The organism is Amycolatopsis anabasis, from assembly GCF_009765355.1.
Lineage (GTDB): Bacteria > Actinomycetota > Actinomycetes > Mycobacteriales > Pseudonocardiaceae > Amycolatopsis > Amycolatopsis anabasis.
In genome coordinates, this window is the sequence record NZ_VTHK01000016.1 from 63,649 (window position 1) to 84,365 (window position 20,717).

Below are 20,717 nucleotides of genomic sequence, written 5' to 3' on the forward strand. Positions count from 1 at the left end.
GCACTCTCCTCACGTTGATTGGGGGCACGCTCGGGTTACCCGGCAAAGCCGCGGGCACACCTGCCGTTTGAAGGTTCGCCGGAGAGGTACTCCCCCGACGTGGCGACCAGAACGCAGGACGCGAGCGAGTTCGTACCGGACACCCGCGAGCTGTCCCGGCTCCGCTCGGCCGCGGCGACCTGCCGGGGCTGCGGGCTCTACCGGGACGCGACGCAGACCGTCTTCGGCGACGGTCCGGGAAACGCCCGGGTGCTCATGGTCGGCGAGCAGCCCGGCGACTACGAGGACCGGGCGGGGGAACCGTTCGTCGGCCCGGCCGGGCGGCTGCTGGACCGCGCGCTGGCGGAGAGCGCCATCGACCGCGAACAGGTGTACGTCACCAACGCGGTGAAGCACTTCAAGTTCGTCCGGGCCGAACGCGGCAAGCAGCGCATCCACAAGAAGCCGTCGCGCACCGAGATCGTCGCCTGCCGCCCCTGGCTGCTCGCCGAACTGGACGCGACCCGGCCCGAACTGGTCGTGTTCCTCGGCGCGACCGCGGCCCAGGCGCTCCTCGGCAGCTCGTTCCGGGTGACCAGGGAGCGCGGGAACCTGCTCGACCTGCCCGAACGTCCCGCGAAGGCGCTCGCCACCGTGCACCCGTCCTCGGTCCTGCGCGCGCCCGACCGCCAGGCCGCCTACGCGGATTTCGTCGCCGACCTGCGGGTCGCCGCGACGGCGCTGGAACCGGCGAAGCCCTAGGCTTCGATCCAGCCGTGCGAATGCGCCAGCCGCACGATGCTGCGCCGCACCTGCAGGATCTGGTCGGCGGTCATGGTGGTCGTCGCCCCGAGCAGGACCTCGGTGACCTCCTGGGTGAACTCCTTCGCCGAGAGCACGTCGCACAGCTCCTCGTCGTCCGGGTGCACCTGGCGCGCCTCGGCGGAACGCACGGTGACCGGCAGCGGGGGCGACGCGTTCTCCAGCACGCGAACCCCGGACGCCTTCAACCCGCGGTCGCCCTCTTCCACCTGGAATTCGACGACGACCCCGGGGCCGATCAGCCGCTTGTCGACCTCCAGATCATTGACGTGCATGAAAACGTCCTCGCCACCGGTATCCGGGGCGACAAAACCATAACCGCGAATTTCGTCAAAACGAACGACTTTTCCCGTAACCACCGCTGATCCCATCCTCAAACCCAATCAACCGACGCACGCCGCACCGCCGTCGCGTCACCCTAGCGTCTCGTTACCGCACGCACAACACGATCACCACCGAGCCGAATACTCTTCGGGCGGTCGCCACATCGAAGGCAACGGCAGATGCGTGGTGTCCGGAAACATGTAGAGCGCCCGCAACGCGGTACCGAGTTCGGCGATATCGGCCGGATCCGTCAGCGAGCGCCCGAGCTCGTCGGAAATGCGGCGAAGCCGGTGTCGAACGGTGTTGGGATGGCAGAACACCCGCTCGGCGGTGAGCTTGGTGGACCCCTGGCAGTCGAACCAGGCACGCAGGGTCAGCAGCAGCACGTTCCGCTCCTCACCGGCGAGATCCAGGATCGGGCGCAGCACGTCGTAGGCCAGTTGCACCGACGCCTCCGGTGCGCTGGCGACCAGGCCGGCGAGCGGGGATTCGTTGAACTGCACGGTGCCGGACGTGCCCGGGGCCAGACTGGACAGGGCGACGCGCGCGAGGTGCAGCGCGCGGGCGGTGTTGCCGAGCCCGGAGAACACCGGGCTCACCCCGACCCGCCCGGCCACGTTCTCGCGCAGCAGATCGATGATCGCCCGCGAAGCGTCCGCGTTCCGGAGCGAGACCACGCCGACCTGGAGGTCCGGGGTGAGCCGCCAGGCCGAGGCGTGATTGCGTTCGCGGAGCCGGGTTTCTATCTGGGGCAACGGTTCCTGGCCCACTCCCGGGGTCTCGGCGGCGACCACCACGAACGTGCCGTCCAGGGAGAGGTCGAGCATGCGCGCGATGTCCCAGAGCGTCCCCTCGGTCGCGGTCCCGCCCGCGAACAACGCCTCGATCAGCGCGAGCCGCCGGTTCTGCCGGGAGAGCATGAGTTCGGCGGTGGTGTCCCGGTAGGCGGTGGTCAGCGCCTCGGCGTAGTCGTCGACCAGGACCCAGATCGCGTTGGTCGCGGCGACCAGCGCGGCGAGGTCGCCGCGGTCGCCCCGCGCGGTGAGGTCCACGAACTGCTGCCAGACCTCGGTCAATCCGATCCGGTACGCGCGCAGCAGTTCCGGCAGCGGCGCACCCTGCAGCGCGCGGGCGCGGCCGGTGCTGCTCGCCTGGGAAAGGTCGGGCATTCCGGCGCCACGCAGGGCGCGCATCACGAAGTCCAGGTTCACCCGCACCGAGGTGCGCAGTTCGTCGTGCGAGACGAACTGCGCCTCGCGGTAGACCGTCATCTCCTCGATGATCTGGCCGACGGTGTGCTCGATCATTTCCGGCATCCGCGCCTCGACCTGCACGGCGAGCGCGGACACCTGGGGCGCGGTGTCCAGGTAGTGCACGAAACCCTCACAGCCGAACGACGATTCCGCGGGGCCTCCGCGGTGAGTCCCTGGAACTCGTCATCTAACACGAAACCAGGTAATCCGGCTGGGTGAACACAAAACGGACCGCAGGTGCGGCGGCGGAATCGGTTCCGCCGCCGCACCTGCGATCACCCGGGGGTGTTCACATCTTGGCGGCCGCGCTCTTGATGGCTTCGCGGATGCGGAAGTAGGTGCCGCAGCGGCACACGTTCTCGATCTGGTCGATCTCCGCGTCGGTGGGGTTCTTCGTCTTCTTCAACAACGCCACCGCCGCCATGATCTGCCCCGGCTGGCAGTAGCCGCACTGCGCCACGTCCTGCTCCAGCCACGCCTCCTGCACCGGATGCAGCTTCTCCCCGTCGGCGAGGCCCTCGATCGTGGTCACCTCCCGGCCCGCCGCCTGGGCCACCGGGGTCACGCACGGGTTGATCGCCTCCCCGTCGAGGTGGCTGGTGCACGCCTTGCACACGTTGATCCCGCAGCCGTACTTCGGCCCCTTGATCCCCAGCTTGTCCCGCAACGCCCACAGCAACGGCAGATCCGCCGGAGCTTCCACGGTGACGGTCTTCCCGTTCACGGTGAAGGTGTAATTCGGCACTGGCTCGCTCCTCTAACGCGGGAAGGGGTCGAAGTCGACATCGAAGTTGATCGGGAAGCTGCGCGGCTGCGTCCCGGTCGCCCGCGCGTAGGCGTTCGCCACGGCCGCGGCCGCCGCGGGGACGCCGAGTTCCCCGGCGCCGCCCGGTTCCCCGTTGGCGGGCATGATGAAGATCCGCACGTCCGGTGGCGAATTCTTCTGCCGCGCGTAGTGGAACTGCGAATAACTGCCTTCCAGGGGCAGGCCCTTGTCGATGTGCAGCCCGGCGCGCAGGATCGTGGCGATCCCGTCGGTGAGCCCGCCCAGCAACTGGGCCTCCAGGCCGCGCGGGTTGATCGGACGGCCCACATCCGCGGCGATCACCGCCCTGGTCACCCGCGGGTTCTTCGGATCCCGCGCGTCGATCTCGATCAGGCACGCGGTGCACGACTTGTACTCCTCGTGGAAGGCCACGCCCTGGGCGCAGCCCTTCGGCATCGCGCGGCCCCAGGCGCCCGCCGAGGCGACCTTGTCCAGCACCGCGCGCTGCCGCTCGTTCTTCAGCGACTCCCGGCGGAACGCCACCGGATCCTTGCCCAGTTTCCGGGCGATCTCGTCCACCATGATCTCTTCGGACGTGCGCGTGGTGGCCGAGTACACCGAACGCCAGCTGCCGGTGTTCATCCGCAGCGGCACCTCGTTGAGCAACTCGGTCACCACGCCGAAGTTGTAGGGCACCTTCTCGGTGAGCGTGAAGACCGTCTGCGCGAAACTCAGGTTGCCGCCGACCGGCAGCTTGGCCGCGGTCGCGGTGAGAATCTCGCCGAGCCCGTGCCGGAAATCGGTTTCCACCGCGGCGACGCGTTGTTCGTAGGTGAGCACCTGCCCCAGCGCGAAGGTCGCCCGCAGCTTGTGGTGCGTGGCGGGCCGGGCCCGGCCGTGCCGCATGTCGTCGATGCGGCTCCACATCAGCTTGACCGGTCGTTTGACGGCCTTGGAGATCTGCGCGGCCTCCAGGGCCGCGTCGAAGAAGAGCTTCCGCCCGAAGGAACCGCCGCCCTGCACCACGTGCACGGTCACCTTGTTCTCCGGCAGCCCGAGTTCGCCCGCGATGGTCTGCTTCGCGACGATCGGCGACTTCAGCCCGGACCAGATCTCCGCGCGGTCCGCCCGCACGTCGGCGATCGCGCAGTTCGTCTCCAGCGGCGCGTGGCTCACGAACGCGAAGTCGAACTCCGCGTCGACGTGCTGGGTCAGGAGGGGTGGGATGACGAATGGAAGCGCGGCCGCGCGGAGCTTCTTACGAATGTCCGCATCGGACAGTCCGTCGATCGTGCCCGGTTTCCAGGTCACGTCGAGCGCGTTCTTCGCGTCGAGCGCCTGGCCGAAGGTTTCGGCGACGACCGCCACCCCGTTCGGGACCACCGCGAGGTCCACCACCCCGGGCATCGCGCGGACCGCGGCCTCGTTGTTGACCTTCTTGACGCTGCCCTTGATGGTCGGGGCGCGGCGCACCATCGTCGGCAGCGCGCCGGGCACGTCGAGGTCGAGGGTGTACTTCTTCCGTCCGGTCACCATGTCCCGGGCGTCCATACGCGACTGCGGCGTGCCGATCACCTGGTGCGCGGACTCCGGTTTCGGCGCGGCGGGCACGGCCGGGGCGGCCAGCCGCGCGGCCACCGCCGACAGGGCGCCGTACGAGGCGGTGCGCCCGTCCGGCGCGACCACGGTGGTGTTCCGGGTGCGCAGCCCGCCGGGTGCGGCCTTCCACTGCTGCGCCGCGGCGGTGATCAGCCGGGCGCGCGCCGCCGCCGCGGTCGCGCGGACCGGGCCGTAGAGCGAGCGCACCGAGTTCGAGCCACCGGTCAGCTGGTTGAACAACAGTTCGGGCCGGGCGTCGGCGAGCCGGACCTCGACGTCGGAGAGCCGGGCGTCCAGTTCCTCGGCGACCATCATCGCGACCGCGGTGTTGATGCCCTGACCGACTTCCGCGCGGGGCAGTTCCACCCGGATCTTGTTGTCCTCGCTGATTTCCAGCACCAGCATGCCGGAGGTCGGCAGGCCGGCGAGGATCAGCGCGTCGCCGAGGTCGACCACGTCCGGCACACCCGGCGGGCTGGGGATCGCCGCCTCGGCTTCCGCCGGGACGGCCGCGTCCGCACCGAGCCGGGTCGCGAAGGTCAGCGTCGGCGCGGCGACCACGAAGGTGAGGAACCGCCGTCGCCCGAGCGACCCCGAGCTTTCATCGACGAGCGGGGAGCGTGCCATGAGCGCCTCCTTGAGCTGTGACGCGCGACACTCTAGGCAGGCGCAAATGGCAGGGTCAACGGTAGGTAGTCACCCGGGCCCATCTGTGTTACCAGGTGACAGTTTCGGCGCCAGATTCTGTGGCGCGCCACAGCCGTCCCTGATCGGAACGGCCCAGCCGGGCATTCCAGCCGGTCGTGTCGAGGCTGGCGCGCCCGGCCCAACGATCACGGGCTGGGCAGAACGACCCGGCATCCCGGCTGCCGCGGGTGGGCGGGGTCGAGCTGGTTGAGGATCAGATCCGCCACGGTGAGATCGGCGGCCAGCCCGAAGTGCCCGGTGGCGTCGGTCGCGCAGTAGTCCTGGATCCACAGGTTCTTCGCGTTCGGCACCGGCGGGAAGACCAGGGTGTCGGCGGGAATGGTGAAGTCCGTGCGGCTGCCGATGGTCAGGTAGTTCACCCCCGCGGTGGTGCCGCCGCGGGCGTTGAGCCGGTTCCACAACTCGCCGTTCGCGAGGTCGAGGACCCCGAGCGTGCGGTCGGCGAGGCGGTGGATGATCTCGTCGGCGTTCGGCAGCAGGTGCACCAGGTTGTAGGCGAACGAGACGAGGTTGAAGCCCTGGTCGACCCGGTACGGGCTGCCCAGGCCGAGGTACGTGCGCACCTTGGGCGCGCCGCCGAGCACCTCGGTGTAGTAGCGCGCGAGGATCCCGCCCTGCGAATGGCCGATCAGGTCGAGTTTGGCGGCGCCCGTGGTGGCCAGCACCTTCTCCGCGAACTCCGCGACCGTGCGGGCCGAGGCCACCGGGTCGTCCAGCCCGATCAGGCCCGGCGGGACGAACGGGTCCTGACCGTAGTTCAGCGCGAAGACGCAGTAGCCCTCGTTGCGCAGGTAGGGCGCCAGGGCCGCGAAGTCCATCGAGATCGAGGTGAGGGTCGAGGGCACCAGGACCACCGGTTCCGGATGCGCGGCCGAGGGGCGGCACGACCAGTCGTTGGCCCCGGCCGGGGAGCCGTTCCAGTCGCGCAGACCCGCCTGCAGACCGGCGCCGAAGCCCCAGTTCACCTTGAGCGGCTCGGCGTTCGCCGTGCCCGCCGGGACGATCAGCCCCAGTACCGCCGCGCACGCGGCCAAACAGATCGCCAACCGTCGCACCGTGAACCTCCCTGTTCCCACCCGTCGCATCGGGGTGATCAACGAGTGAGGTTCGGTAAGGTCACTGATCAGTTACTCCGGGGCGCGTACATGATCACGGCGACGCCGAGCAGGCAGATCACCGCGCCGAGCAGGTCGTAGCGATCCGGCCGGTAGCCGTCGAGGAGCACGCCCCACAGCAGCGAACCGGCGACGAAGATGCCGCCGTACGCCGCGAGCACGCGGCCGAAATGCGCGTCCGGCTGGAGCGTCGCGACGAATCCGTAGGCGCCCAGCGCGACGATCCCGCCGAGCGCCCACAGCCAGCCGCGCTGCTCCCGCACGCCCTGCCACACCAGCCAGGCGCCCCCGATCTCGGCCAGCGCGGCGAGCACGAACAACGCCAGCGAACGGACGACGGTCACCGCGCCGCCTCTGCGAATGGCAGCGGGCACCGCGGGGTCGCGGCGCAGTCCGCCAGATCGTCACATCCGGCCGCGAGCGCGGCGCGCAGGGTGTCCCGGACGGCCCGCAGGTCGGCGATCTTCGCCTCGATCTCGTCCAGTTTGCCCGCGGCGCGCTGGTGCAGCCCGGTCCGGCGGCGCCGCCCCAGCAGTTCGGCGACCTCGCCGAGCGTGAAGCCGAGCCGCTGGGCCGTCTTGATCATCCGCAACCGGTCGACCGCCTCCGGCGGGTAGAGCCGGTGACCGCCGAGGGATCGCCCGGGCTCGGCGAGCAGGCCGCGCCGCTCGTAGTAGCGCAGCGTCTGCGGGTGCACCCCGGCGGCCTCGGCCAGTTCGCCGCTGCGCAGCCCGGCGCTCACCGGCGACCGGCCCGCTCGGCCAGCGCGTCGAGCACCTCGCGGTGGTTCGCCGGTACGCCGATGTCCAGCCGCAGCCGATCGGCGGCGGTGCGGGTCACGTCGAAGGTGAAGAAGGTGCAGCACTCGGTCTCTCGCCGCACCAGGTCCCGGACCGTCTCCTCGACGTCCGCTCCCCCGGCCAGCGTCAGCGTCAGGCGGGTCGGCTCCGGCCGGTCCAGCGCCCGCACGGCGGTCGCGAACAGGGCGTCGAACTCCGCCTCCCGCAGGGGCTGCTGCTCGGTGGGCAGCGTGCAGGACTCCGCCGCCCACGCGCTCTTCGGCTCGTGCTCGTTCATGCCCCCACGGTAAGCCCGTACCGCGGTACGGATTTCCAGTTAGGGTGCTTCTCCAGATGCCGGAAACGACGGCGCGTGAGCGCGGAAACGGAACGGACCAGATGCCATCGCTGACCCGAGTAGTCGTCGCGCCGGACAAGTTCAAGGGCACGCTGCCCGCGGACGGGGTCGCCGGAGCCATCGCCGCCGGGCTGCGGCGCGGGCATCCGGAGGTCGAGGTGCTCGAGTGCCCGATCGCCGACGGCGGGGACGGCACGGTCGCGGCCGCGGTGGCGGCGGGCTTCCGGCACGTTCCCGTGGTGGCCACCGGCCCGACCGGCAAACCGGTGCAGAGCGGGTACGCCCGCCAGGACGACACCGCGGTCGTCGAACTGGCGGCGGTGTCCGGGCTGAGCCTGCTGCCCGAGGGCGTCCCGGCCCCGCTGACCGCGAACACCCTGGGCGTCGGCGAACTGATCCGGACCGCGCTCGACGACGGCTGCCGCCGGATCGTGCTCGGGGTCGGGGGCAGCGCGGGCACCGACGGGGGCGCCGGGATCGCGGTCGCCCTCGGCGCGCGGCTGTACGACGCGCGCGGCGACGAGCTCGCCCCGGGCGGCGCGGCGCTGCTCGATCTGGACCGGCTCGACCTGAGCGGACTCGATCCGCGGCTGCGCGAGGTCGAGTTCGTGGTGGCCAGCGACGTGGACAACCCGCTGCTCGGCGAGCGCGGGGCGGCCGCGGTGTACGGGCCGCAGAAGGGCTCCACGCCCGAGGACGTCGCGTTGCTGGAATCCGCGCTGGCGCGGTGGTCGGAGTTCGTGCGCCGCGAACTCGGCGTGGATCTGGCCGGGGCGCCGGGAGCGGGTGCCGCGGGGGGCGCCGGGTACGCCGCGCTCGCGGTGCTCGGCGCGACCTTCCGGCCCGGCATCGACGTGATCCTGGAACTGACCGCGTTCGAAGACCGGCTGCCCGGCGCGAACCTGGTGATCACCGGTGAGGGTTCGCTCGACGAGCAAACCCTGCACGGCAAGGGCCCGGCCGGGATCGCGGCCACCGCTTCGGCACGCGGGATCCGGGTCGTCGCGATCGCGGGCCGGAACGCGCTGAGCCAGGAATCCTTGACTCAGCACGGGTTTTCCGCCGCCTACGGGCTCACCGACATCGAACCGGACGTGGCGCGCTGCATGTCGCACACCGCGGAACTCCTCGAGGAACTCGCCGCCCGGGTCGCCGACGACTGGCTCTAGCTCTGGCCGAACATCATGCGCCACTCGTCGAGGTTGCGCGGGCGGTAGACGAAGTTGTTCTGCCGCACCGACGAAAGCGGCGCCGACGGCTCGGCCGAGTACAGGTGCCCGGGGTAGACCACCGGATCGCCCGGGAGGTCGGCGAGCCAGCGCAGGCTCCGGTACATCGCGTCCGCGTCCCCGCCGGGGAAGTCGGTGCGGCCGCAACCCTCCAGGAAGAGCGTGTCCCCGGCCACCAACCGGCCGTCCACCAGGAAGCACTGGCTGCCCGGCGTGTGGCCGGGTGTGTGCAGCAGGCGGATCTCGACATCGCCGACGGTGAGCACGTCGTCGTGGTCGTGGGCGGCCAGATCGGTGGCGGACACGCCGGTGGTCCGGCGCACCCATTCGACCTCTTCGCGGTTGACGTGCACCGGCACCTGTTCGCGCGCGAGGAGATCGGCGAGCCCAGGCAGCGAGAAGCCCATCATCTCGCCGCCGACGTGGTCGGGGTGGTGGTGGGTGGCCAGCACGCCGGTCAGCCGCATATCGTCCGCCGCGAGCGCGTCGAGCAGGTCACCCACGGCGTAGGCGGGGTCGACGACGATCGCTTCCCGGGTCTCCCGATCGCCGATCAGGTAGGCGAAGTTGACCATCTGGGTGGCGACCGGATCACCGGACGCGTAGTCGCGGCCGGACAGCAGCTGCCGGAAGTACAGGCGATCGGACATGCGACCACCCTAACGACGATCAGCCGAACGGGGTTTTCGGGCGTTCCTGCCGCACGCCGTCGACGACCACGTCGACCCGCTCGTCCAGGAAGGCCACCAGACCGGCGATCTTCTGGCTCTCCGCGGTGGGCAGGCGGTAGTACCACGCGATGTCGGCGTGCAGCTGGTCGCCGATGCGCACCGACCAGTACTCCGCGTCCCCCTTGTACGGGCAGCGGGTGATCTTGTCGCTCGGTTCGACCAGATCCATCCGGACGTCGGTCTTCGGCAGGTAGTACCGCGTCGGCAGGCCGGTCTCGAAGAGCAGCCGCGGACTGCGCGATTCGGCGACGGTCACCCCGTCGATCTCGATCCGGACGTGCCGCGAACTGGCCAGGATGTCCACTCGCTTGTACGGGTCGCGGGGGTGGACGAAGACCTCCTCGTCCTCCTCGAACCAGGCGTCCATCGCGTCCCAGTCCAGCCGCACGTGCCCGCGGAGGGCCTCGATCGGCGAGTCGGTGTACTCGAGCGCGGCCTCCGGCGCCTCCCGGCCGTTCGCACGCACGGTGAACACCTGGGCTTCGCCCCGGCTGGGCGAATGCCGGACCTCGTCCGTGGCGACCAGAAGGTCCGCGTCCACGGCATCCTTCGGGAAGTAGTAGGCGGGGTAGTAAGGCACCTCCCAGACCAGCAGCGGCCGCACGGTGTCGGCGACGACCCGCCCGCCGAAGAACGCCCGCACCCGCTTGGCCCCCGGTTCCACCCGTACTCGCCCGCGACCTTCGCTCATACCGCGCACAACCGCCCGGCCGCCCGGGCACTTCCCGGATGTGCCGCCCGTCACAGTCGATCGATCCGGTGCGAAATGGTTTTGCGAATAGAACATCCGGTTACCATCGATTCATGCCTACCCCCGGGGCGCCCGATCCGGATCTGGTCTTCCTGCTGCAGCAAGCCAGCCACGCGCTGGAGACCGAGATGGCGGTGAAACTCGCCGAACTCGGCATCACCCCGCGCTGGTACTGCGTCCTCACCAAGGCGATGCCCGGCGACCGGACGCAGAGCCAGATCGCCGAGCTGTCCGCACTCGACAAGACCACCATGGTGGTGACGGTCGACGAACTGGAGAAGGCCGGGCTGGCGGAGCGAAAGCCGTCCGCCACCGACCGGCGTGCCCGGATCGTCGCGGTCACCGAGAAGGGCGCCCGGATCGTCGCCGACGCGCACCGGATCGTCACCGGGATCTACGAGGACGTGCTCGCCTCCGCGCCGGGCGGCACCCGGGAACCGTTCGTCACCGCGCTCACCGGACTGGTCGGCGACCGGCTGTCCACCCCGCCGCACACCGAACGCCCGATCCGGCGGCACGCGCGACGCGCCACCTGAACACGCACCGAACGCCGCATTGAGGTTTCTCCGTGAGTTGGCGGCGCGGTGCCGCCGCCGCGAGTTGCACACTCAGGCACGCGAGTTACACGTTCGGGCACGCGAGTTGCACACTCGGGCAGGCGGGTTGTCCGTGTGGGACCCCTCAGGGCGCATTCGGGCTGCCGGATGCGGGGTGCGGGGTGCGGGATCCGGCGGGTTCCCGATCGCGGTGGCCACCGGGGAGCCGACCGGTGTCGCGGGTGGTCCCGAGTGTGTATTTCGCTTGCCCGAATGTGTAGTTCACTTGCCTGAGTGTGGAACTCGGCGACCGGAACGAGACTCGCCCCAGCGGGCCCCGCCCGCTCGCGAGTCCCCCGTTTCGGTAGGCGAGTTCGCACCCGGGCACCCGGTGCGAAGCCGCACACTGAGCAACCTCATTGGGTGCTTGCCCGGCGGTCAGGGCATGGGGAGGCGGGTGGCGGCCTGGTCCCAGGGGGCGGCCGGTTCGCATGGGGTGTAACGGCGGAGGGTGCAACCGGCGCGCACGAGCGCCCGCAGTTCCGGCAGGCCGCCGCGCACCGCGCCCACCGCCCGCGCCTGCACCAGGGCGTTCCCGAGGGCCGTGGCCTCGGCGGGCCCGGCCACGACCGGCAGCCCGCAGGCGTCCGCGGTGAGCTGGCAGAGCAACTCGTTCCGGACCCCGCCGCCCACCAGGTGCACGACCTCGATCTCCTTGCCGGACAACCGTTGCGCCGCACGCAGGGTGTTCCGGTAGGCGAGCGCGAGGCTGTCCAGCACGCACCGGGTGGTCTCGGCGGGGGTCGCGGGTTCGGGCTGGCCGGTGTCGGCGCACCACCGCCTGATCCGGGCCGGGATGTCCCCGGGCGCGAGGAAGACCGGATCACCCGGATCGATCACCGACCGCAGCGGCGGGCACCCGGCGGCCTCGGCCAGCAGCCCGTCGAGGTCCGGATTCCCCCACGCCCGCCGGGATTCCTGCAGCAGCCACAGGCCCATGACGTTGCGCAGGTAGCGGATCGTCCCGTCGACGCCGCCCTCGTTCGTGAAGTTCGCCAGGCGGCTCTCCTCGGTCAGCACCGGCGCGGAGAGTTCCACGCCGACCAGTGACCAGGTGCCGCAGGACACGTACCCGAACCGCTCCCCCGTCGCGGGCACCGCGACCACGGCGGACGCGGTGTCGTGCGAACCGACCGCGGTGACCGGCACCGGCCCGGGCAGCCCGGCATCCAGGGTGACCGTGCCGGTCAGTTCGCCCGCCGGGTCACCGGGTTCCCGCAACGCCGAGAACAGTTCGGCGCGGATGCCGAGTTCGGCCATCAGCCCGGTCGCCCAGTGTCCACTGTGGATATCCAGTAGCTGGGTCGTGGAAGCGTTGGTGCGTTCGGTGCCGAGCACCCCGGTCAGCCAGTAGGAGATCAGGTCCGGGATCAGCAGCAGGTGCCGCGCCGCGGCCAGGCGGGCCGAGACCGCCTCGGACATCACCTGGAACAGCGTGTTGATCGGCAGCAGCTGCAGACCGGTGACCGCGTAGAGCCGATCGGCGGGCACTTCGTCGAGCACCCATTCGGTGACGCCGTCGGTCCGGTGGTCCCGGTAGTGCACCGGCAGCCCGAGCAGCGAACCGTCCGCGTCGAGCAGGCCGTAGTCCACCGCCCAGGAATCGACCCCGATACTGGCCAGCCGCGGGCCGCGGCGCCCGATGACCCGCAGGCCGTCCAGAATTCCGCGGTACAGCCCGGGAACGTCCCAGTACAGCGTCTTGCCCAGGTGCACCGGCAGGTTCGCGAACCGGTGCGCCTCGGTCAGCTCGATCCCCTCGGGACCGACCTCGGCCAGCATCACCCGCCCGCTCGAGGCGCCGAGATCGACCGCCGCGACCGCTGTCACCATCGACCTCCGCTCATCTCAGGAATGCCGCGGCCACACCGGAATCGACCGGGATGTGCATTCCCGTGCTGCGCGAGAGTTCCCCCGCGGTCAGCACGAACACCGCGGCCGCCACGTGCTCGGGCAGCACCTCGGCCTTGAGCAGCGTGCGTTTCGCGTAGAAGGCGCCGAGTTCGGACTCGGGCACCCCGTACACCGCCGCGCGCTGCGCGCCCCAGCCCCCGGCGAAGATCCCCGATCCGCGGACCACCGCGTCCGGGTTGACCCCGTTCACCCGGATCCCGAGCGGCCCCAGTTCGGCCGCCAGCAGCCGCACCTGATGCGCCTGATCGGCCTTCGCCGCGCCGTAGGCCACGTTGTCCGGGCCCGCGAACACCCCGTTCTTGCTCACGATGTAGATCAGGTCCCCGCCGAGTCCCTGCTCGGCCATCAGCCGCGCGGCCGCCCGGGACACCAGGAACGAACCCCGGGCCATCACCCGGTGCTGCAGGTCCCAGTCGCCGTCGGTGGTTTCCACCAGCGGTTTCGACACCGACAGCCCGGCGTTGTTCACCACCAGATCGACCCCGCCGAACGCCAGGCACGCGCGAGCGAACGCGGCGTCCACGGCGGCCGTGTAGGACACGTCCGCCTCCACCGCCACCGCCACGTCCGCGACCCGCGCCGCACCGGCGCCCGCGTCCGCCGCGACCGCGCCCGCCCGGTCCGGGTCCAGATCGGCCACCACGACGCACGCCCCCTCGGCGGCCAACCGGCACGCGGTCGCCCGGCCGATCCCGGAACCGCCGCCGGTCACCAGCGCCACCCGCCCGGCCAGGGGTTTCGGCGCGGGGCGGCGGCGCAGTTTGGCCTCCTCCAGTGCCCAGTACTCGATCCGGAACTTCTCGGCTTCCGGGATCGGCCGGTACTCCGAAAGCGCCTCCGCGCCCCGCATCACGTTGATCGCGTTGACGTAGAACTCCCCGGCGACCCGCGCGGTCTGCTTGTCCGCGCCGAAGGAGAACATGCCGACCCCGGGCACCAGCACGATCGCCGGATCGGCGCCGCGCATCGCGGGCGAATCCGGGATCGCGTACCGCTCGTAGTAGGCCTGGTAGTCGCGCCGGTATTCGGCGTGCAGCTCGCGCAGGCGCTCGGTGACCTGGAACAGCGGCGCGTCGGCCGGGGTGTCCAGCACCAGCGGCCGGACCTTGGTGCGCAGGAAGTGATCGGGGCAGGACGTGCCCCGCGCGGCCAGTTCCGGCATCCGGTCCCGGGACAGGAAGTCCAGGACCTCCTCGGTGTCGAGGTAGTGGCCGAGCTGGAAGCGTCCGGTGTCCGCCCGGCTCGAGGTGGACGCCAGGCCGCGCAGCAGCGGCGCGAGCGCGGCCGCGCGTTCGTGCCGGATGGCCGTCGGCAGCGGCACCCACTCCGGACGCACCGGCCCGAACGGATCGGGACGGCCCCGGCGTTCGATGAACTCCTGCGCCCGCCGGATGATCTCCAGCGAATTGTCGCGGCACCGGGCGGAATCCGGCCCCCACGCGGTGATGCCGTGCCCGCCGAGCACCACGCCGATCGCCTCCGGATCGCGGCGCTGGATCTCCGCGATGTCCAGGCCCAGCTGGAATCCCGGCCGCCGCCAGGGCACCCAGGCCACCCGGTCGCCGAAGCATTCGCGCACCAGTTCCGGGCCGTCGGCGGCGGTGGCCAGCGCGATCCCCGCGTCCGGATGCAGATGATCCACGTGCGGGGCGGTGACCAGCCCGTGCATCGCGGTGTCGATCGACGGCGCCGCGCCGCCCTTGCCGTGCAGGCAGTAGTCGAACGCGGCGACCATCTCGTCCTCGCGTTCCACCCCGGGGTACACGTCGGCGAGCGCGCGCAGCCGGTCCAGCCGCAGCACCGCCAGGCCGGACTCGGTGAGCGTGCCGAGATCCCCACCGGATCCCTTGACCCACAACAGTTCCACATCGGTGCCGGTGACCGGATCCGGCGCTTTCGCCTTCACCGAAGCGTTTCCGCCCGCGTAGTTGGTGTTCCGCGGATCGGTGCCGAGAACATGGCAGCGGTCCAGCAGTTCGGTGACCTCGACCGGCGTGCCCATCAAGCACCCCATCCCATCGCCGCGCCTCCCGCTCGCTCTTCCTCGATCCGCTGCTGGTAACCGCCGCGGTGGTAGGCCGCGAGCGGATCCGGATCGAGCCCGGCGTCCCGGCGGACGTCCGCGAGCAGGGGCCGGACATCGGTGCTGAACGCGTCCATCAGCACCGCGTGCGCACCGAGCACGTCGCCGCTCACCTGCGCCTGACCGAGCCGCGCGCGATCGACGAGCAACGCCTTGGCGGTGGCCTCCTGCACGTTCATGATCGAGCGGATCATCGCCGGAACCTTCGGTTCCAGGTTATGGCACTGGTCCAGCATGAACTCGACACCCGAATCCGGTTCGAGCGCTCCGGCGCCCTCGATCTCGTGCAGGATCCGGAAGAGCTGGAACGGATCCGCGGCGCCGACCAGGAGATCGTCGTCGGCGTAGTTGCGGCTGTTGAAGTGGAATCCGCCGAGCCGCCCCTCGCGCAGCAGGATCGTCACCAGGAACTCGATGTTCGTCCCCGGCGCGTGGTGCCCGGTGTCCACCAGGACCTGGGCCCGTTCGCCGAGCCGCAGGCACTGCGCGAACGACGTACCCCAGTCGGGCACGTCCATGGTGTAGAAGTGCGGTTCGAAGAACTTGTACTCCAGCAGGAGCCGCATCGACTCCGGCATCCGGTCGTACACCTCGCGCAGGGCCTCGCCCATCCGGTCCTGCCGGGCGCGGATGTCGTCCTGGCCCGCGTAGTTCGTCCCGTCCGCCAGCCACACCGAAAGCACCCGCGAACCGGTCGCGCGGCCGATCTCCACGCATTCCAGCAGATGATCGACGGCCTTGCGGCGCACCGCCGGATCCGGATTGCAGACGCTGCCCAGCCGGTAGTCGTCCTCCTGGAACACGTTCGGGTTGATCGCCCCGAGAGCGATGCCGCGATCGGCGGCGTACCGCGCCAGCGCCCCGAAATCGTCGACCCGGTCCCACGGGATGTGCAACGCGATGCTCGGGGCGACCCCGGTCAGCTCGTGCACCTTGGCCGCGTCGTCGATCTTCTCGTACGGCGTGCGCGGAATGCCGGCCTGCGCGAAGACCTTGAACCGGGTGCCCGAGTTCCCGTACGCCCAGGACGGCGTTTCGATGCGCTGGGCACGCAGGATCCGCCGCGCGCGGGTGGCCGTGTCTTCGTTCATCGAGCCTTCCTCAGAAGTCGAACCGGTCGATGTTGTCCTTGGTGAACACCGTGGGCGGGCCGAGCACGACTTCCCCGGACCTGCCGATCGCGTACTCGCCGAGATTGCCCGCCTTGAACTTCTGCCCTGCCGCACCGGTGATCTGCCCGGAGGCGAGCGCGGCCGCCGCGTAGGTCGCCAGGTAGCCGAGTTTCGCGGGCTCCCACAGCGCGAACGAGGTGAGCGTGTCGTTCTTGACGTATTCCCGCATCTGGTTCGGGGTGCCGAGCCCGGTGAGCGCGACTTTGCCCTTGTACTCGGACGAGCCGAGGTAGCGGGCCGCGGCGGCGAGGCCGACCGTGGTGGGCGAGATGATGCCCTTGAGGTTCGGATGCGCCTGCAGCAGGCCCTGGGTCTTCTGGAACGAGGTCTGGTCGTCGTCGTTGCCGTAGGCGATCTCGACCAGTTTCAGCTGTGCGTACTCCGGTTTGGCCAGTTCCCGCTGCATGATGTCGATCCAGGTGTTCTGGTTCGTGGCGTTCGCGGTCGCGGAAAGGATGGCGAACTCCCCCGACCCGCCGATCGCCTTCGACAGCAATTCCACCTGTTTCACCGCGATCTCGCCAGAGTCCACCTGGTTGACGAACACGTCCCGGGCGTCCTCGGCCACGTCCGAATCGAGCGTGACCACCTTCATGCCCTGCGCCCGCGCGGTTTTCAGCGCCGGGGCGACCGCGTTCTCGTCGTTGGCCGCGAGGACCAGCACGTCCTGCCGTTGCTGTGCCGCGGTGTTGATGTAGGTGACCTGGGAGGCGGCGCTGGCTTCGGACGGGCCGGTGGCCTTCACCGCGGCCTGGAACTCCGCGGCGGCCTGTTCGACTCCCTTGCCCACCACGGTGAAGTACGGGTTGTTCACCTGCTTGGGCAGGTAGGTGACCTTGAGCCCGGTTTTCAGCTTGGCGTCCGGATTGGCCGCGGCGGTGTTGCCGGGCTGGTTGCCCTGCTGCCCGGCGCTGTCCTTCGTGGTGCCGCCGCACGCGGTCAGGGTGAGCGCGCAGAGCGCCAGCGCGGCGATCGCGGTTCTGGTCATGGTGGTTGTCGCCTTCCTGCCGGAACGGAACTGAGGAAGCGGTTGGCGAGGACCCCGGCGAGCAGCAGCAGGCCGGTGACCACGGTGAGCGTCTCGGTCGAAACGTCGTCCAGGATCAGCAGGTTGCGCAGCCCGCCGAGCAGCAGGACACCGGCGAGGACGCCGCCGAGCGTGCCGCGGCCGCCGAAGATCGACACCCCGCCGAGCAGGACCGCGGCCACCACGGCCAGTTCGAGGCCGTTGCCGTTGTCCGCGCGGGCGCTGGAAAACCGCAGTGTGTAGACGATTCCGGCGAGCGCGGCGACGGCACCGGTGAGCACGAACAGCACGAGTTTCGTGCGTTTCACCCGGATGCCCGAGAACCGCGCGGCCTCGGTGTTGGCGCCGATCGCGAAGGTGGCCCGGCCGAACGAACTCGCGTGCAGCAGGACGCCGAAGATCACCGCGAGCACCGCGCAGGCCAGGATCGGATAGGGCAGCCAGGTTCCGGGCACCGGTTCGATGCCGAACTTCGTGTAGCTGGCGGGGAAATCGGCGACCGCGGTGTCGCCGAGCAGGACGAGCGCCAGGCCGCGGTAGAGCGCGAGCGTGCCGATGGTGACCGCGAGCGAGGGCAGGCCGAGGGAAGTGACGAGCAGGCCGTTGACCGCGCCGCACAGCGCGCCCACCACGAGCACGAACGGCAGGATCGCCTCCAGCGGCCAGCCCGCGTTCCACAGCGTGCCGATCAGCGCGCTGGACAGGCCGAGCACCGAAGCGACCGACAGGTCGATCTCCCCGGCGACGATCACGCACGTGAGCGGCAGCGCGATCAGCGCGATCTCGCCGATGTCCAGGCCGAGGTAGAACAGGTTCTGTCCGGAGAGGAACGTTCCGCCGGTCCGGGCCGAGCCGGCGATCGCTACCGCGGCGAGCAGCAGCACGAGCGCGGTCTCCCAGCGCAGCAGTCCGCGCAGCCGGTCAGCCATGGTTCCTCCTCCGCAGGCTTCTGGCCAGCCGCAGCGAGACGACCCGGTCGACGGTGATCGCCGCGAGCAGCAGCGCGCCGGTGACCGCCTGCTGCCAGAACGCGGGCACCCCGAGCACCACCAGGCAGCCGGAGATCGTGCTCAGCAGCAACGCGCCGAGCGCGGCCCCGAGCACGCTCCCGGAACCGCCGAAGATCGCCACCCCGCCGACCACCACCGCGGCGACGACCTGGAGTTCCAGCCCGGTGCCCGCGGCCGCGTCGACCGTGCCGTAGCGCGCGGTCCACAGCGCACCGGCCAGCCCCGCGATCGCGCCGGAGACCGCGAAGGCGGCGAACACCCGGCGCCCCACCGGAATCCCGGCGAGCACGGCGGCTTCGGGCTGGGAGCCGATCGCGTACAGCTCGCGCCCGGATCGGTACGAGCGCAGGAAGAACCAGGCGACGACCACGGCCAGCAGCGTGATCAGCACGAGGTGCGGCACGCCGAGCACGCGCCCGCTGCCGAGCGAGAGCAGGCCTTCGGGCAGCTCGGCCGCGTTGACCTGGGTGCCGTGCGCGAACGCGAAATCCAGCCCGCGGAAGACGTAGAGCGTGCCGAGCGTGACCACCAGGCTCGGCACCCGGCCCAGCGAGACCACCAGCCCGTTGCCGGTCCCGCACGCGATCCCGATCAGCACGCCGATCGCGAGGTACGCGACGACGGGCAGGCCGCGGTGCGCGGCCGCGAGATCGGCGGTGACGAACGCGGACAGGCCGAGCACCGAACCGACCGACAGATCGACGTTGCGCGTGATCACCACGATCGTCTGGCCGACCGCGAGCAGCGCGATGATCGAGGCGTTCAGCAGCAGGTCGCGGATGCTCTGCGGTTCGGCGAACCGCGGGTTGGCGAGCGCGGTGCCGGCGATCACGACGACGAGCACACCCGCGATGCCCAGTTCGCGGATCCGGCCCGCCCGATCGATCAACCGCCGGGCGTTTCCCTTACCCGGGGTTTCCGGTGGCGCGGCGGTGACCGTCACGCGGACCTCCCCGCCGCCGCCAGCGCCACGGCCTCCTCGGTGGCCTCGGCACGCGGCAGTTCCGCGGCGAGGCGTCCCTCGTGCATCACCAGCACCCGGTCGGCCATGCCGAGCACTTCCGGCAGTTCCGAGGAGATCATCAGCACCGCGACCCCGTCCGCGGCGAGTTCGGAGAGCAGGCGGTGCACCTCGGCCTTGGTGGCGACGTCGATGCCGCGCGTCGGCTCGTCGACGATGAGCACCCGGGGCCCGCGGGACAACCACTTGGCGAGCACGACCTTCTGCTGGTTGCCGCCGGAGAGCACGCCGACCGGATCGGTCAGCCGGGCGAACTTCAGCCGGAGTTTCACCGCCCAGTCCCGGGCGAGCGCGCGTTCGTCGCGGCGGCGGATCAGCCCGCCCCGGCTCAGCGCGCCGAGCGAGGCGAGCCCGGCGTTGCGTTCGATCGAGGCGTCCATGACCAGCCCCTGCTGGCGACGGTCCTCGGGCACGAAACCGATTCCGGCGGCCATCGCGGCGGTCGGCGAACCGTTCGGCAGCGGTCTGCCGCGCACCCGCACCTCGCCCGCGTCCAGCCGGTCGATGCCGAACACCGCGCGGGCCACCTCGCTGCGCCCGGCGCCGACCAGCCCGGCGAGCGCGACGATCTCCCCGGCACGCAGGTCGAAGGAGACGTCGGTGAACACGCCTTCCCGGGTGAGCCGCCGCGCCGCCAGCACGGTCTCGCCGGGGACGCTGTCCTGCTTGGGAAACAGCGCGGACAGTGCGCGGCCGACCATCCGGCGCACCAGATCGTCCGGGGTCTTCCCGGCGAGCGCGCCGGACCAGACGAGTTCGCCGTCCCGGAGCACGGTCGCCCGCGTGCAAAGCTCGAAGACCTCGTCCAGCCGGTGCGAGACGAACAGCACCGCCACCCCGTGTTCGAGCAGCGCCCGGGCCACCCCGAACAACCGGCCGGTCTCGGCCGGGGACAGCGCCGCGGTGGGCTCGTCCATCACGATCACGCGCGCGTCGAAGGACAGCGCCTTGGCGATCTCGATGACCTGCTGGTCGGCGATGGACAGGCCGCGGGCCGGGCGCGCGGGATCGAGGTCGACGCCCAGCCGGTCGAACAGCGCGCGCACCGTCGCGTGCAGGGCGCGGGTGTCGATCCGCCGCCCGGCCCGGAGCGGCTGGCGGCCCATGAAGACGTTCTCGGCGACGGAAAGATCGCCGAACAGCGTGGGTTCCTGGTAGATCACCGCGATACCGGCGGCACGCGCGTCGCCGGGACCGGTGAACCGCCGCGGCAGGCCGTCCACCAGCAGCGCGCCGCGTTCCGGCCGGTGCACCCCGGCGAGCACCTTGATCAGGGTCGATTTTCCCGCGCCGTTCTCGCCGAGCAGGGCGTGCGCGGTGCCCGGTTCCAGCAGGAGGGAAACCTCGGACAGGGCACGCACCGGGCCGAAGTTCTTCGACACCCCGCGCAGCTCGACGACCGGGGCCGAGGCGTTACCAGAGGGCTGCTGCACCGGGCCACTCCTCCGCGTGAATAAATCGTTTCAATCACGGGGCCTGA

Annotated in this window: 20 protein-coding genes; 3 read left to right on the plus strand and 17 right to left on the minus strand. The window is 70.9% G+C overall.

Translation table 11 applies throughout. The features are described 5' to 3' along the window. Positions 1-99 precede the first annotated feature (99 nt). On the plus strand, positions 100-741 hold the full coding sequence (locus FXO23_RS21730) for a UdgX family uracil-DNA binding protein (RefSeq protein ID WP_158887223.1): 642 nt from the start codon (positions 100-102) through the stop codon (positions 739-741). On the opposite strand, the gene FXO23_RS21735 is transcribed toward FXO23_RS21730, so the two are convergent. From FXO23_RS21735 to FXO23_RS21770, 8 genes are all read right to left on the minus strand, one after another. Beyond that, entirely contained in the window at positions 738-1,172 is a 435-nt protein-coding gene (locus tag FXO23_RS21735) for a cold-shock protein (protein ID WP_343034501.1), read from the minus strand. The genes FXO23_RS21730 and FXO23_RS21735 overlap by 4 nt on opposite strands. A 78-nt stretch (positions 1,173-1,250) precedes the next feature. After that, positions 1,251-2,441 carry a PucR family transcriptional regulator gene (locus FXO23_RS21740; protein WP_158887352.1) on the minus strand — a complete coding sequence of 397 codons (1,191 nt, stop codon included), beginning with the start codon at positions 2,439-2,441 and terminating at the stop codon, positions 1,251-1,253. Between the two features lie 226 nt (positions 2,442-2,667). Then, positions 2,668-3,123, minus strand: coding sequence for a (2Fe-2S)-binding protein (locus FXO23_RS21745; RefSeq protein ID WP_158887225.1), 456 nt, complete (start codon positions 3,121-3,123; stop codon positions 2,668-2,670). A gap of 12 nt (positions 3,124-3,135) precedes the next feature. Beyond that, on the minus strand, positions 3,136-5,370 hold the full coding sequence (locus FXO23_RS21750; protein WP_158887226.1) for a xanthine dehydrogenase family protein molybdopterin-binding subunit: 2,235 nt from the start codon (positions 5,368-5,370) through the stop codon (positions 3,136-3,138). Between the two features lie 206 nt (positions 5,371-5,576). Further along, a complete protein-coding gene (locus tag FXO23_RS21755) occupies positions 5,577-6,497 on the minus strand; it encodes an esterase/lipase family protein (RefSeq protein WP_158887227.1) in 921 nt (306 codons plus the stop codon). 77 nt (positions 6,498-6,574) lie between these two features. After that, positions 6,575-6,910, minus strand: coding sequence for a YnfA family protein (locus tag FXO23_RS21760; protein ID WP_158887228.1), 336 nt, complete (start codon positions 6,908-6,910; stop codon positions 6,575-6,577). Further along, on the minus strand, positions 6,907-7,308 hold the full coding sequence (locus FXO23_RS21765) for a MerR family transcriptional regulator (protein ID WP_158887229.1): 402 nt from the start codon (positions 7,306-7,308) through the stop codon (positions 6,907-6,909). The genes FXO23_RS21760 and FXO23_RS21765 overlap by 4 nt, the downstream gene beginning before the upstream one ends. After that, entirely contained in the window at positions 7,305-7,643 is a 339-nt protein-coding gene (locus FXO23_RS21770) for a hypothetical protein (RefSeq protein WP_158887230.1), read from the minus strand. The genes FXO23_RS21765 and FXO23_RS21770 overlap by 4 nt, the downstream gene beginning before the upstream one ends. Before the next feature lie 101 nt (positions 7,644-7,744). On the opposite strand from FXO23_RS21770, the gene FXO23_RS21775 reads away from it, so the two are divergent. Beyond that, positions 7,745-8,872 (plus strand): glycerate kinase, encoded by a 1,128-nt coding sequence (locus FXO23_RS21775; protein ID WP_158887231.1) that lies wholly within the window; start codon positions 7,745-7,747, stop codon positions 8,870-8,872. On the opposite strand, the gene FXO23_RS21780 is transcribed toward FXO23_RS21775, so the two are convergent. Together FXO23_RS21780 and FXO23_RS21785 are read right to left on the minus strand one after the other, a co-directional pair. Then, positions 8,869-9,582, minus strand: coding sequence for an MBL fold metallo-hydrolase (locus FXO23_RS21780; protein WP_158887232.1), 714 nt, complete (start codon positions 9,580-9,582; stop codon positions 8,869-8,871). The two genes, FXO23_RS21775 and FXO23_RS21780, sit on opposite strands and share 4 nt — an antisense overlap. A 19-nt stretch (positions 9,583-9,601) precedes the next feature. Further along, on the minus strand, positions 9,602-10,354 hold the full coding sequence (locus tag FXO23_RS21785; protein ID WP_158887233.1) for a DUF427 domain-containing protein: 753 nt from the start codon (positions 10,352-10,354) through the stop codon (positions 9,602-9,604). 113 nt (positions 10,355-10,467) lie between these two features. On the opposite strand from FXO23_RS21785, the gene FXO23_RS21790 reads away from it, so the two are divergent. Beyond that, positions 10,468-10,950, plus strand: a complete 483-nt coding sequence (locus tag FXO23_RS21790) for a MarR family winged helix-turn-helix transcriptional regulator (RefSeq protein WP_158887234.1) — start codon at positions 10,468-10,470, stop codon at positions 10,948-10,950. Positions 10,951-11,388: 438 nt separating this feature from the next. Here FXO23_RS21790 and FXO23_RS21795 read toward each other — a convergent pair whose 3' ends face one another. From FXO23_RS21795 to FXO23_RS21825, 7 genes are read right to left on the minus strand one after another with little or no spacing between them, the layout of a single operon-like run. After that, complete coding sequence (locus FXO23_RS21795; protein ID WP_158887235.1) at positions 11,389-12,843, minus strand: rhamnulokinase; 1,455 nt, start codon at positions 12,841-12,843, stop codon at positions 11,389-11,391. A gap of 10 nt (positions 12,844-12,853) precedes the next feature. Continuing rightward, positions 12,854-14,926 carry a bifunctional aldolase/short-chain dehydrogenase gene (locus tag FXO23_RS21800; protein ID WP_158887236.1) on the minus strand — a complete coding sequence of 691 codons (2,073 nt, stop codon included), beginning with the start codon at positions 14,924-14,926 and terminating at the stop codon, positions 12,854-12,856. Further along, positions 14,926-16,098, minus strand: a complete 1,173-nt coding sequence (gene rhaI / locus FXO23_RS21805) for an L-rhamnose isomerase (protein WP_158887237.1) — start codon at positions 16,096-16,098, stop codon at positions 14,926-14,928. The genes FXO23_RS21800 and rhaI overlap by 1 nt, the downstream gene beginning before the upstream one ends. A 10-nt stretch (positions 16,099-16,108) precedes the next feature. Then, positions 16,109-17,167 (minus strand): rhamnose ABC transporter substrate-binding protein, encoded by a 1,059-nt coding sequence (gene rhaS, locus FXO23_RS21810; protein ID WP_158887238.1) that lies wholly within the window; start codon positions 17,165-17,167, stop codon positions 16,109-16,111. Beyond that, entirely contained in the window at positions 17,164-18,135 is a 972-nt protein-coding gene (locus tag FXO23_RS21815) for an ABC transporter permease (RefSeq protein WP_158887239.1), read from the minus strand. The genes rhaS and FXO23_RS21815 overlap by 4 nt, the downstream gene beginning before the upstream one ends. Next, positions 18,128-19,159 (minus strand): ABC transporter permease, encoded by a 1,032-nt coding sequence (locus tag FXO23_RS21820; protein ID WP_158887240.1) that lies wholly within the window; start codon positions 19,157-19,159, stop codon positions 18,128-18,130. The genes FXO23_RS21815 and FXO23_RS21820 overlap by 8 nt, the downstream gene beginning before the upstream one ends. Then, on the minus strand, positions 19,156-20,670 hold the full coding sequence (locus FXO23_RS21825) for a sugar ABC transporter ATP-binding protein (protein WP_158887241.1): 1,515 nt from the start codon (positions 20,668-20,670) through the stop codon (positions 19,156-19,158). The genes FXO23_RS21820 and FXO23_RS21825 overlap by 4 nt, the downstream gene beginning before the upstream one ends. Between the last annotated feature and the right edge of the window lie 47 nt (positions 20,671-20,717).